Annotated in this window: 9 protein-coding genes; 3 read left to right on the top strand and 6 right to left on the bottom strand. The window is 64.6% G+C overall.

What is annotated here, in order from left to right:
• Positions 1-17: 17 nt before the first annotated feature.
• The 5 genes from QUV11_RS00505 to ahcY form a co-directional block, all read right to left on the bottom strand.
• Positions 18-1,004, bottom strand: a complete 987-nt coding sequence (locus QUV11_RS00505; RefSeq protein ID WP_300879951.1) for a phosphotransferase — start codon at positions 1,002-1,004, stop codon at positions 18-20.
• On the bottom strand, positions 1,001-1,462 hold the full coding sequence (tsaE, locus tag QUV11_RS00500; protein ID WP_300879950.1) for a tRNA (adenosine(37)-N6)-threonylcarbamoyltransferase complex ATPase subunit type 1 TsaE: 462 nt from the start codon (positions 1,460-1,462) through the stop codon (positions 1,001-1,003). Before tsaE ends, QUV11_RS00505 begins: the two co-directional genes overlap by 4 nt.
• Entirely contained in the window at positions 1,459-3,807 is a 2,349-nt protein-coding gene (locus tag QUV11_RS00495) for a PAS domain-containing sensor histidine kinase (protein ID WP_300879949.1), read from the bottom strand. Before QUV11_RS00495 ends, tsaE begins: the two co-directional genes overlap by 4 nt.
• A 242-nt stretch (positions 3,808-4,049) precedes the next feature.
• On the bottom strand, positions 4,050-7,247 hold the full coding sequence (locus QUV11_RS00490) for an amidohydrolase family protein (protein ID WP_300879948.1): 3,198 nt from the start codon (positions 7,245-7,247) through the stop codon (positions 4,050-4,052).
• A 381-nt stretch (positions 7,248-7,628) separates the two neighbouring features.
• Positions 7,629-9,047: an adenosylhomocysteinase gene (gene ahcY, locus QUV11_RS00485; RefSeq protein ID WP_300879947.1), complete on the bottom strand. Its 1,419-nt coding sequence runs from the start codon at positions 9,045-9,047 to the stop codon at positions 7,629-7,631.
• A 223-nt stretch (positions 9,048-9,270) separates the two neighbouring features.
• On the opposite strand from ahcY, the gene QUV11_RS00480 reads away from it, so the two are divergent.
• Positions 9,271-9,747, top strand: coding sequence for a peroxiredoxin (locus QUV11_RS00480; RefSeq protein WP_300879946.1), 477 nt, complete (start codon positions 9,271-9,273; stop codon positions 9,745-9,747).
• Positions 9,748-9,901: 154 nt separating this feature from the next.
• Here QUV11_RS00480 and folE read toward each other — a convergent pair whose 3' ends face one another.
• Positions 9,902-10,516: a GTP cyclohydrolase I FolE gene (folE, locus tag QUV11_RS00475; protein ID WP_300879945.1), complete on the bottom strand. Its 615-nt coding sequence runs from the start codon at positions 10,514-10,516 to the stop codon at positions 9,902-9,904.
• Positions 10,517-10,710: 194 nt separating this feature from the next.
• Here folE and QUV11_RS00470 point away from each other — a divergent pair, with 194 nt between their 5' ends.
• Entirely contained in the window at positions 10,711-11,910 is a 1,200-nt protein-coding gene (locus QUV11_RS00470; protein WP_300879944.1) for a GNAT family N-acetyltransferase, read from the top strand.
• A gap of 170 nt (positions 11,911-12,080) precedes the next feature.
• The gene (locus tag QUV11_RS00465) at positions 12,081-13,247 is read left to right on the top strand and encodes an efflux RND transporter periplasmic adaptor subunit (RefSeq protein WP_300879943.1); all 1,167 of its coding nucleotides are present in this window, start codon (positions 12,081-12,083) and stop codon (positions 13,245-13,247) included.
• The last annotated feature ends 3 nt before the right edge of the window (positions 13,248-13,250 follow it).

Here is a 13,250-nt window from a genome sequence, read left to right as displayed (position 1 = left end):
AAAGGGCGCGCGCGCGCTCACAATGCGAACTCGCCGCCGAGCGTGCCGGCGGGATCGCGCAGCTCTGCAGGAATGTTGGCATCGAACCAGGCCGCGACGGGCGCGAGCGCAGGATGGGCAAGATCGCGCTCCATCGCCGCCCACACGCGCGGGATCATCCGCGGATAGCGCGGCTTGCCGTCGCGCTTCCAAAGCCGCACGAAGATGCCGACGATCTTGGCATTCCGCTGCGCGCCGAGCACGTGATAGGCGGTGTCGAAATCATAGGCCGGGTTGGCCAGCGCGCGATACGCCCCGATCATCTCCGCCTCAAGCGCGGGCGCGACATCACGGCGGGCATCCTGCAGCAGCGAGACAAGGTCATAGGCCGGATCACCGACCAGGGCGTCCTGAAAATCGAGCAGCCCCTGCCCGCCGTCCGCAAGCAGCATGATGTTTTCGGAATGGTAATCGCGCAGCACCGTTACCTGCGGGGCGGCGTCATCCATCCCATCGAGCACGGCGCTCCAGGCGCGGGCATAGCCATCTGCATCGACATCCAGTCCCCGCGCGGCACAATACCATTCGGTGAACAGCCCGGCTTCGCGCTGATAGTCCGCGCGGTTGTACAGCGGAACGCCTGCAGCGGGCCGATCGTGCAACTGCGCCAGCGTTTCGATCGCCCGGGCGTAGATCGCGCGCTCGCTAGCCGCGTCCGCGGCATCGACGGTCTCGCGCATCCGCATATCGCCGAAGTCCTCGAGCAGAACCAGTCCCGCATCGGCGTCAGCCGCGAGGATTTCGGGCGCGCGCAGACCTTGTGCCGCCAGGTAGCGCGCGACATCGATGAACGGGCGCGGGTCCTCTTCCGGCGGCGGCGCATCCATCAGGATCGCATTGCGCTCTGCCCCGACCAGCCGGAAATACCGACGGAACGAAGCGTCTCCCGGGATCGCCTCGATCTCGGCGGCGCCCCAGCCTGCGGCATCGGCAAATGCCCGGAGTACCGAATTACGTTCGTTCAAAACCTGCCACCTGCAATCTGCTGCCAGCGCGCCTGCCAGCGTACACCGGCCTGCGCAGTTATCGCGCGCTCGCTAGCATCGGTCCCGGCGATCCGCAATTCGAGTGTGTCGGGTCCGGCAAGTCCACCGACGCGTTCGGGCCATTCGGCAATCAGCAGCGCCGGCTCGCCTGCATCGAGGCCCAGTTCGTCGAGCTCCATCGCCCCATCGAGGCGGTAGAAATCGGCATGGATGACGGGGATGCGCACCTCGGGCGGATCGTAGGGCAGGATCAATGCGAAGGTCGGGCTGGGCACCTCGCCTGCAAAGCCCATGGCTTTGAGGATAGCGCGCGCCAACGTCGATTTGCCCGCGCCCAGATCGCCCGACAGCGCGATGACATCGCCGGGCTGGGCGACATCGGCCAATGCGGCGCCCAGCGCCTGCATGGCCTCGAGCGATGCAATCCGGACTGTCATGGCATCAGGATCGTGACAATGGTACCCGCGCCGGGCTCGCTCATCAGTTCCATCCGTCCGCCGTGTGCCTCGATCAGGTTCTTTGCCAGCGGCAGGCCAAGCCCCGAACGCTTTTGCACCGGCTTGCCGCCAGCGTCGTCCGCCTGCAGCACGCCATCGAGCGCACGCGCCTGTGCGCGCGCGTCCAGGCCGGGGCCATTATCCGACACGACAATGCGCAGCTTGCCTCGGAAGCGGTCACCCAGCAGCAGCACGCGGCCGCCCTCCTGGGTATAGCGCAGCGCGTTGTCGACCACCGCGCTGATCGCCTGCGAGAAGCGCGCGCAATCAACTTCGGCACTGCCCGGACCGCCATTGACGTCGAGCTCGAGCGCGATGTTGCGACCGCCCGCCAGCCCCGATGCGCCCTTGGCGACATCGACGAGCAAAGCGCCGATATCGGTTGGCTCAAGCTTCAATGGCAGCGTGCCCGCCTGGCTCTGGCTCAGATCGAGCACCATGTTGATCTGCGCGGACAGCCGATCGACCGAGTCGATGATCGCCTTGGCATAATCCTGGCCTTGATCAGACAGCGGGCCAGCGACACCGCTTGCCAGCAGTTCGGCAAAGCCGCCAATCGAGGTCAGCGGCGTGCGGAATTCGTAGCTCATATTGGCCAAGAACCGCGTCTTGATCGCATCAGCCTCGACCAGAGCCTCGTTGCGCTCGCGCAGCGCGTCTTCCATCTTCTTGGCGTCGGACACGTCGATCATCGTGAACAATGCGCTGGCATCGGGCAGCGGGATGCCGACGAAATCGAACACCCGGCCATCCTTCATCACCAACTGCCCGGCGCGCTGGACGCGGTCGAGCGTGGCGGCGCGGATCACCTCGCGCAGCGCGGAAATCTGCGCGGGTCGCTTGAGCCGCGGAGCGATCGCCTTGAGCAGTTCGTCGGCGCGCGGGTGCGCGGCCAGCACGCCTTCCTCGACATCCCACACCGCGCCGAAGCGCGTGTTCCACAGATGCAGGCGGCCATCGGAGGTGAACACCGCAAGCGCTTCGAACAGATTGTTGAAGGTCGCGGTGCGCACTCTGAGCAAGGTATCGCGTGCGCTTGCGAGTTGGACCTGCTCGGTGCGATCCTCGAACACCAACAGCAGGCCGTTGTCGGGCGTCGGCTGGACAATCGCACGCAGATGCGTGCCATCGGCGATCAGCCACACCTCTTCCTGGGGCACAGCGGTATGAAACCATTCGCGCTTCTCGTCGCGCCAGGCGGGGAAGTCACGGACCTCGGGCACGCGCCCGGCTTCGCGCATGCGGTCGATCAGCCGCTCGAACTCGAGCCCGTCCTGCAACCATTGCGGCTTCAACGCGAACATCCGCACGAACGGCTGGTTGACGAAGATCAGGCGGCGCTGGGCATCGAACTGCGCCACGCCTGCCGAGAGGTGGTCAAGCATGTCGCGCTGTGCATCGCGGAACCGCTCGGTCGCCTGCCGCGCGAGAATCAGATCGTGCACGTCGATCGCATAGCCCGCCACACCGCGGCCCTTGATCGGCAGATCGACAATCTCCATCGCGCGCCGGGTTCCGGCAATCGTGGTGGTGACGGTCCGACTGGAAGGCGCGTTGCTCTCCATTGCCCGGGCGGCCACCGCCATCGGGGTCAGGCCATCGATCGTCTCGACAAGTTCCTGTCCCGCCTGCGCCACCTCGGCGGCACTAGGTCCGCCTACCGCGCGAACATAGGCGGTGTTGACCAGCAGCAGCGAAAGATCCTCGCGGCGGAACCACATCGGGATCGGTGCGGCCTCGATCAGCCCGGACAGCGCATCGAACGCGCGCTTGGCTTCGGCTTCGGCCTCGACGAGCGCGGCCATGCGGGTTTCGCTTTCGGTGGCATCATACAGCCACAGCAGCACCGCTCCCGGTGCGATTGTCTGCGGATCAGCCAGTTTTCCCTCGATGCGCAGCCGCCGGTTCGATCCCTGAGCAGTGATCGCCGTCTCGAACGGAGCGCCGCTCTTCTGCGCGGTGGTGATCTGCTTGCCCAGCGCGTCGAGCGCCTCGCGCGACAGGCCCCGACCCTCCTGCGCCAGCTCGGACAGATAGGGTGGCAGCTTGGCCAGGCCCAGCCACCGGGCGACTTTTTCCGGGCCTTCGATGCGCGAATCCGAGCGGACGATCAGCGGCACGGCAGGGCCCGATTCGACCAGCCGGGTCAGCCTGCGCAGCTGCCGCCGAGCGGTGCCCGCAGCCTTGCGCATCTGCAGGCCGGTGACCAGTGCCCATATCGCCGCAGCGGTCCAGGCGGCGAACACCAAGGCGACAACGAGCATGCTGCCGTTGCCGATCAGCATGGCCGAATCGCCAGATAGTGCTCGCTGAAAATCACCCGCTTCATCGATGAAGGCCGTAGCTCAATTTGGTGGCGGCGCAAAACGGGCAAACCGAAACATTTGATCCTCCCCCTTCAGGGGAGGTGGCTCGCCAAAGGCGAGACGGAGGGGCAGCGTGCGCACTCATCCGATCAATCGGCGCACAATTTCCCCGCCCCTCCACCGCTTCGCGGTCCCCCTCCCCGTTCCGAGGAGGATTTGCCTCACTTCTCCCAATACCACGTCTTGAGCGTCGAAGTTCCGGTCAGCGTCTCGTTCATCGTCGGCACCTCGTACAACCGCCCGTTGAGCATGACATGGGTGATCTTGTCGGACTGGCGGATGTCCGCCACCGGGTCGCCATCGATGATCACCAGGTCGGCAAGCTTGCCGGGCTCGATCGAACCGATGTCCTTGTCGAAGCCCAGCGAACGGGCGCCGCTGATCGTCGCCGTGCGCAGCGCCTCGAGCGGGGTCATGCCGCCCTTGACGAAGCTCCACAGCTCCCAATGCGAGGCCAGGCCCTCTTCCTGCCCGTGCGCGCCGATGCCGACGAGGACGCCGCGCTTCGCCAGTTCCATCGCCTCGCGAGCCGATGCCGTGTCGGAATAATCCTCCTCGGGTGCGATCTCGCGACGCACCGAGGTCGCCTCGAGACGCCGGCGCGGAACATGCTTGCTCAGGATCGGGTGGGACCACACGTCCATATGGCTGCGCCAATACGGGTCGGCCGCCGGACCGCCATACGTGACCACCAGCGTCGGGGTGTAACCGACCTTGCTCTGCGCAAAGAAGCTGCGGACATCTTCATACAAGGTCTCTACCGGGATGTTGTGCTCGAGCGTGGTGTTGCCATCGGCGATGAGCGAAATGTCCATCCCGAAAAGCGATCCGCCCTCGGCAACGCTGGCCAGGTTATCCGCCTGCGAGGCTGCGACGACCTGCTGGCGCTGGTCGCGCCGCGGCTGGTTGTAGTTCTTGACGCTGTGCGCGCCCTGCAGCTTGAGCCGGCTGGTGTGCGCGCGTGCATCGGCGAGGCTGTCGATCTCGGCGAAGATGCCTGCCGCCTTGGCGCCATAGACCACCTCGCCGGTCGAGAAGATGCGCGGCGCCAGATACTTGCCCACGCGCTGATAGCTCGCGGCGGGGAAGATTTCGCTGGCCGAGTTGCTGGGATCGTGGATCGTCGTCACGCCCAGCGCCAGATGCGCGACCGCGTTCCAGTTCTGTTGCGGAATGATGTCATCCTGCCCCTGCGGGCCATGCGCATGCGCGTCGATCAGCCCGGGGATGATCGTCTTGCCTGCGACATCCACCGTCTGCGCACCCGCGGGCACCGCGACATTTGCGCCGACGGCCACGATCCGGTTGTCGCGGACGACCACCGTCCCGCGCTCGACGATGCCGCCTGCATCATCCGCCATCGTCACGATCCGCGCGTTGGTAAACGCGACCGTGCCCGAGGGCTTGTCGGCAGGTGCGGAGACATTGATCACGACGCCGGTCTTGGGCGCTGCGAATTTGGCATCGGCCTTGCCGACCGGCCCAGAGGTGATCGCACGCGCCGCATCGGCCGAGTAGACCACCGGCCCCAGCGACCAGTTGAGCTGGCGGCCATTATGGCTCCACTGCAGGAAGGTCGCGCCACCCTCGCTCACCTGCACCGCGGGCAGCGCGCCGCCACCTCGGCCAGCCCCAAGATCGACCGCACCCGCCATGAACGGCATTACATATGCTGCATAGTTCTGACGGAAGGCCAGCGTCTTGCCATCGGGAGCGAGCGCATATCCGCTGACCATCTCGCCGCTGGCATGGGTTCGCTCGGCCTCGCCGCTCAGATCGGTGCTGACCAGCGCCAGCTTGCCGTCGGCGCCGCGGCTGAAATAGACGCGGTCCGATGTCGCGCCGAAATGCGGCTCGGTACCATCGGAAGTGATGCGGCGGGTCTCGCCACTGGCGATATCGAGCAGATAGACGCCGGGCGACGCACCCCAATTGTCCGAGGTCAGGCCGCCACCGCTGCCCGCCTCATAGACCACCGAGCGGCCATCGGGCGAGAATTGCGGGCGGCGGAAATGCCCCGGGGACTTGCTGATCGTCCGCGCCTCGCCGCCAGCGGCTCCGACGACACGCAGTTCGCCCAACCGGGCATCGTCCCAGCTGACATAGACGATCTGGCTGCCGTCGCGCGAGAATGCCGGGAACAGTTCGAAATCGGTGCCGCCATTGCTGACCAGCGGCTGTACCGCGCCACCGGTGGCGGGCTGATGGTGCAGTTTGCCGAGCGCCTCGAACACCATCCGGCCGCCATCGGGCGAGACGCTGGCGAAGCGCGGCATCGTTACCGCCACGGTATCGGGCGCAACCGGCTTTTGCGGGCGGATCGGGTCGACGACGGTGCGGCTGTCGTTGACGCTGAAGGGAATGACGGTCTCGGCACCGCTGGCGACATCGATCGAGCGGATCTTGCCGCCCGCCCAGAAGATCACGCGGGCGCTGTCGGGGGTCCAGCCCATGTTTGGATAGACGCCGTGCACTGCCCAGGTCTCCTGCACATCGCGGTCCATCGCATCATAGATCTTGCGCTCCTCGCCGGTTTGCATGTCGCGGACATACAATTTGGTCTTTGCTCGCTCGCGCCGGACGAAGGCGAGATAGCGGCCATCGGGTGACGGCTGCGGACGCGCTGCCCCGCCGGGACCGCCGGTCACGCGCTCGACCTTGCCGGTGTCCATGTCATAGCGGTCGATCACGAACAGCTGGGCGTTCGAATCCTGCGCATATTCGAAGATCGGGCCCGGGGTTGAATCCTTGCTGTAGAAGATGCCCTTGCCGTCAGGCGCGAACATCGGCTCGCCCAGCTCCTTCTGGTGCACCTCGCTCGGCCGTTTGACCAATTGCACGCCGTTGCCGCCGCTGACATGGTACAGCCACAGCTCGCCGGTGCCGAGCGAACGCCCGGTGGTGAAGTGCTTGCGCGCAACGATGTACTGTCCGTCCGGGCTCCAGCTGGGATTGTTGAGCAGGCGGAAGGTTTCCTTGGTCAGCTGGCGCTTGTCGCTGCCATTGGCGTTCATGATCCAGATGTTATCGCCGCCGCCGCGATCCGAGGTAAACGCGATGCGGCTGCCGTCGGGCGAAAAGCGCGGATGCTGCTCATAAGCCAGCCCCTCGGCGATCCGCGTCGCGGCGCCGCCGGCGACCGGCATGATGTAGATATCGCCGAGCAGATCGAACACGATGCGGCTGCCATCGGGGCTCACATCGAGGTTCATCCAGGTGCCTTCGTCGACCCGGATCGGGATATTGCGGGTCTTCATCGGTGGGGCGTTGACGTCCCAGGCAGCGGGCTTGTCCTGCGCGACGGCAGGCATGGAAAGAGCCAGCGCCGCGATGGCGGCGGACAGGTGCAGAGCTTTCATGGTGATGTTCCCCGGTATCTTTTCTCGTATTCCCTCACGCTAACCCCGCAGCGCTCGAGCGCAATCGGAAAAAGGCATGGGGCGCGGTGAGTTGATTGCTTCGTTCTGGATGAAGCGGCCTCCGAACGCGGATGTGCAAGCCTCTCCCCTCCCGCTTGCGGGAGGGGTGGCCGAGCCGCAGGCGAGGACGGGGTGGGCCTGAACAGCCAATTGTGCTCCCAGCCCACCCCGGTCCGGCAAGCCGGACCTGCCCCTCCCGCAAGCGGTAGGGGAGAGGGCGTTGCGCATGGACTACCCCCCCAAGCACAAAAAAGCCCGCCCCGCACGATGCGGAGCGGGCTTTCGTGATCTTGCACCCCTGCGTCTAGCAGGAGAACCGCATCAGTAGCGGTATTCGTCCTTCTTGAACGGACCGGTCACCGACACGTCGATATATTCGGCCTGTTCCTTGGTCAGTTCGGTCAGCTTGACGCCGAGCTTTTCGAGGTGAAGGCGCGCGACCTTCTCGTCGAGGTGCTTGGGCAGAACATAGACCTGGTTTTCGTACTTGTTGGCACCCTTGAACAGTTCGATCTGCGCCAGCACCTGGTTGGTGAAGCTGGCCGACATCACGAAGCTGGGGTGGCCAGTGGCGTTGCCGAGGTTGAGCAGACGGCCCTTCGACAGCATGATGATGCGCTTGCCGCCGGGGAATTCGATCATGTCGACCTGCGGCTTGATCTCGGTCCACTTCATGTTTTCCAGCGCGCCGATCTGGATTTCATTGTCGAAGTGACCGATGTTGCCGACGATCGCCATGTCCTTCATCGCCCGCATGTGGTCGATGGTGATGACGTCCTTGTTGCCGGTCGTCGTCACGAAGATGTCGGCGGTGCCGACCACGTCTTCGAGGGTCTGCACGGCAAAGCCGTCCATCGCCGCCTGCAGCGCGCAGATGGGATCGATTTCGGTGACGATCACGCGGGCGCCGGCGCCCTGCAGCGAGGCTGCCGAGCCCTTGCCGACGTCGCCATAACCGCACACGACAGCGACCTTGCCGGCCATCATCACGTCGGTACCGCGACGGATGCCGTCAACCAGCGATTCCTTGCAGCCGTACTTGTTGTCGAACTTCGACTTGGTGACGCTGTCGTTAACGTTGATCGCGGGGAAAGGCAGCTTGCCCTTCTTGGCGAGGTCATACAGGCGGTGAACGCCGGTGGTGGTTTCTTCCGAAACGCCCTTGATCGCCTGCACCGTCTTGGTGAGGTAGCCCGGGGTTGCGGCGAGACGACGCTTGAGAACCTTGACGAAGAATTCTTCTTCCTCGTTCGAAGGCGTGAACAGCTCTTCGCCGGCTTCGACGCGTGCGCCCCAGAGCGCGAACATGGTGGCATCGCCGCCATCGTCGAGGATCAGGTTGCAGGTTTCGCCGGTTTCAGCGCCCCAGTCGAAGATGCGATCGACATAATCCCAATACTCTTCCAGGCTCTCACCCTTGATGGCGAACACCGGAATGCCCTGCGCGGCGATCGCGGCAGCGGCGTGGTCCTGGGTCGAATAGATGTTGCAGGTGGCCCAGCGCACTTCGGCGCCAAGAGCGACCAGCGTTTCGATCAGCACGGCGGTCTGGATCGTCATGTGCAGCGATCCGGTGATCTTGGCACCCTTGAGGGGCTGTTCGCCGCGATATTCTTCGCGGATCGACATCAAGCCGGGCATTTCGGTTTCCGCGATGGTGATTTCCTTGCGGCCGAAATCGGCAAGCGCAATGTCGGCTACGACATAATCGGGGCGGTCGAGGGTCGGGGCACTGGCCACGTAAATTCTCCTGAGTCAGACGGCCGGTGCACCAACAGGGCCACCGGAAACTGTCGTCCCCATAGCCAGAGTCGGCGCTGCAGGCAAATATAAAGATTCCTTTATATGGCATCGGTGATGATCGGATGCCCCCCATGCCGCCGACAATCCCTCTCCCCTCTTGCATTGGCGCACCATCGCGACAACATGCAGGACGCACCGCAATTTCAGCAGGAGACATGCCATGATCAAAGTCGGCGACACCATCCCCAACACCAAATTTGTCCGCGCCACCGCAGACGGCCCGCAGCAGGTCGAAGCCAAGGATTATTTCGCAGGCAAGACCGTCGCGCTGTTTTCGGTCCCCGGCGCATTTACGCCGACCTGCTCGGCGCGCCACCTGCCCGGTTTCGTCGAAAAGGCCGACGCCTTGAAGGCCAAGGGCGTCGACGAAATCGCCTGCACCGCGGTCAATGATGCGTTCGTGATGGGCGCGTGGGGCAAATCGGCCAACGCCGATGCGGTGACCATGCTCGCCGATGGCAATGGCGATTTCGCCGAAGCGGTTGGCCTCACCATGGACGGCAGCGGCTTTGGCCTCGGCAAGCGCGGCCAGCGTTTCGCGATGGTGGTCAAGGATGGCGTGGTCGACAAACTGTTCGTCGAAGAACCCGGCGACTTCAAGGTCAGCAGCGCGGACTACATGCTCGAGCAGCTTTGATAGGATAAAGTCCTCCCCGGCACGGGGAGGGGGACCGCGAAGCGGTGGAGGGGAAGCGTCTGAGTGCATCGCATTGTTCGATGCACAATCCGGCTTCCCCTCCGTCAGCCCTGAAGGGCTGCCACCTCCCCGTTCCGGGGAGGATTTATGATACTCAATACCCCATCAGGCTCATGACTTCCTCGCGCGAGCGATGGTCGTCGAGGAAGCAGCCGAGCAGGCGGCTGGTGATCATGCTGACGCCGGGGGTACGCACGCCGCGGGCAGTCATGCAGCTGTGGCTGGCCTCAATCACGACAGCGACGCCGTGCGGCTGAAGGTGCTCCCAGATGCATGCAGCCACCTCTGCGGTCAGGCGCTCCTGCACCTGCAGACGGCGCGAAAATCCGTGCAGCACGCGTGCGAGCTTGGAGATGCCCACCACGCGGTCACGCGGCATATAAGCGATCGACGCCTTGCCGATGATCGGCGCCATATGGTGTTCGCAGTGCGACTGGAACGGAATGTCCTTGAGCAGCACCAGTTCGTCATAGCCGCCGACCTCCTCGAAGGTGCGGCTGAGATGGACGCTGGGGTCGTCGTCATACCCCGAGCAATATTCCTTCCACGCCCGGGCAACGCGCAGCGGCGTATCGCGCAGACCTTCGCGATCGGGATCGTCTCCTGTCCAGCGCAGCAGCGTTACGATCGCCTGCTGCACATCGTGCGGCACAGGGATTTTGCCATTGCCGGCAACATCATGATCATCGTCGGCATCGTGGTACAACATTACAGGCAATCCCCCTCGCTTAGCAATCTGGCCTAGAAGATAGGAACCGCGATAATGCTGTGCAAGCAGCCGCTGCTTCCGTTCGCGCCGACATTAATGTCCGGAGCGTTTACCTGCAGGTATAATTTGCGCGCTAGGGTCGGGTTTCCCCACCCCCTGAAGGAGTGACCATGCCCACGTTACGTGCAGAGCCGATGACAAGCAAACCGGCCCGGGCGGACGTGATCACATGCGCACTGGAGATCGGACTGCCCACCGACCTGGATCGCCTTGCCGAGGCAGGTGATCCGGCACGCGGTTTCCTGCGCCGCGCCTGGTATGCGGCGGAGACACGGCAGGGACTGTGCACCCTGCTGGCGCGCCGCCGAGACGGCACCCCTGTCATCGCCATTCCCACCCGGCCGATCGGCCCTTCGATATTGCGCGCGCGCAGCGTGACGGCGAGCTATTGGCCATTCCGCAGCTTTCCGATGGCCAGCGATGCCACCGAGGCCGAAGTGGCCGCATTGCTGGGCTGCCCGATCGTCCAGCGTGCGATCGGCCCGGCGCTCAGGATCGGTCCGGTCTATGCTGATGACCCCGGCTTACAGCGGGTCGTGTCCGTCGCACCCGCTTTGGGCTGGTCGGTTCTGACCCGCGAACTGGGCACCACCTACCTGCAGGATATCGGCGCGCAGTCCACGCAGGACACATGGCCGGGCAAGTCGCAAACCCGCAAGCTCAAGGCCTACGAACGCAAACTGCACGAGGTTCATGGCGAGCTGCGCTTGCGGGTTGTTACCGGCAGCGACTGGAGCGATCAGGTCTGGCGCGACCTCGCCGAGATAGAGACGCAAAGCTGGGTGGGGACCCAGACCGACCATTCGGGCGCAAAGTTCATCAACCGCGATAATCTGCGGCACTGGCAGACGGCAGTTACAGACCCGGTGATCGCCAGCCAGCTGCGCGCGATGATCCTCTACGCCTCGGATCGCCCGATCGCCTTTTCCTTCGACCTCGAAGCGGGTGACGTGATGTATGGCATCGCCTCGAGCTATGCCGAGGATATGGCACGCTTCAGCCCCGGCAAGATCATCACCATCCATCTGATCACCCAGGCCATAGAGCGCGGCGTGCGGACGATCGACTGGGGCTCGGGCGACACGGGCTACAAGCGGGCGCTGGGGGCAACGGCGGGACCGCAGATCATCGATATCATGATGGTGCGTGGCCACCTGCTGGCAGCCGCGATCAAGCCTCGTTGGGAAATGACCCGGCAATCGGCGAGCCTTGCGCTCGCTGAAGGCCTAGCCGCATCGTTGGGGGAGCTCACCAAAGCCAGCGCGGTGCGGTTGGAACATGTCCTGTTTCCCGGGCTGGCGCTGACCGCGGCGGCTGCTGCCATGAGCGAATAGCCTCCGGCAGTTGCACCATGCCGTAGCGTAGTTGCAAAAAGTTAACCTATTTTAGTTGTAAATTGCAACTCTTTTGACTGGACGCCCGGCGGCTTTTGCTCCATTTTGCTGCAATGCAATATTACGGCGTGACCAAGCAAATGCGTGCCCCTCTGCGGCGCGCTCTCATTGTGGCTACATTGGCACTGTTCGCCAGCGCCTGCGGTACCGAACCGCCCCCGGCTCCCCCGCCGCCGGCTGCCACGGTCGCCACGCCGCTGCAGCGAGTCGTCGTCGATTGGGATGAGTATATCGGCCGATTCACGGCAGATGAGGACGTGCAGCTGGTGGCCCGCGTATCCGGGCCGATAACCCAGGTTGCGTTCCGTGATGGGCGCGATGTGCGCAAGGGCGATCTGCTCTTCGTGATCGACCCCCGTCCGTTCCGCGCCACCCTGGCCGAAGCTGATGCAAGCGTTGGCAGCGCCCGCGCGGCGCTGGCCAATGCGCAATCGCAGGCCAGCCGCGGCACCGAACTGCTCGGCTTCGACGCGATCAGCCGCGAGGAATCCGACAATCTCGCCGCAACCCTGCGCTCGGCCCGCGCTACGCTGGCCGGCGCCGAGGCGCGCCGCCAGGCGGCTCAGCTCGACCTGTCGTTTACCCAGGTGCGGGCGCCGATTTCGGGCCGCATTTCCAACCGGCTGGTCGATGTCGGCGATTTCGTCACCGCCGGCCAGACCGAACTGACCCGCGTCGTGCGGATCAACCCGATCCGCTTCAGCTTCGACGGGGCAGAAAGCTTTTACCTCAAATACATCCGCCAGGATGCCACCGGGCAGCGGCGCAGCTCGCGCTACGCCGCCAACCCGGTCGAAATCCAGCTTGCCGACGAACCGGAATTCCGCTGGCGCGGGAAGATGGAGTTTCTGAACAACGGCATCAGCCCCGATACCGGCACGATCCAGGCCTATGCCATGGTCGACAATCCCACCGGCTTTCTGCTGCCGGGCATGTTTGGCCGTGCGCGGCTGCTGGGCTCGGGCACCTACAAGGCACTGCTGGTGCCCGATGAGGCGATCCTGACCGACCAGACGCGCAAGCTGGTCTATGTGCTGGGCAAGGACAACAAGGTCGCGCCGCGCCCTGTCTCGACCGGGCCGATGGTCGAAGGCCTGCGCGTCATCCGCGAAGGCATCGCGCCGACCGAGCGGATCGTGATCGACGGACTGACCCGGATGCAACCGGGCATGGTGGTTACCCCGCGCAAGGGGCAGATCAAGGCGCGCGCCACCGGCGATGCACCGATTGCGCGACCTACGACCGCCCCTGCCCCCTCCCAGGCAACGGCGCGCTGATCC

The organism is Blastomonas sp., assembly GCF_030373265.1.
Classification (GTDB): domain Bacteria; phylum Pseudomonadota; class Alphaproteobacteria; order Sphingomonadales; family Sphingomonadaceae; genus Blastomonas.
This window is presented reverse-complemented; position numbering and strand designations above follow the sequence as displayed.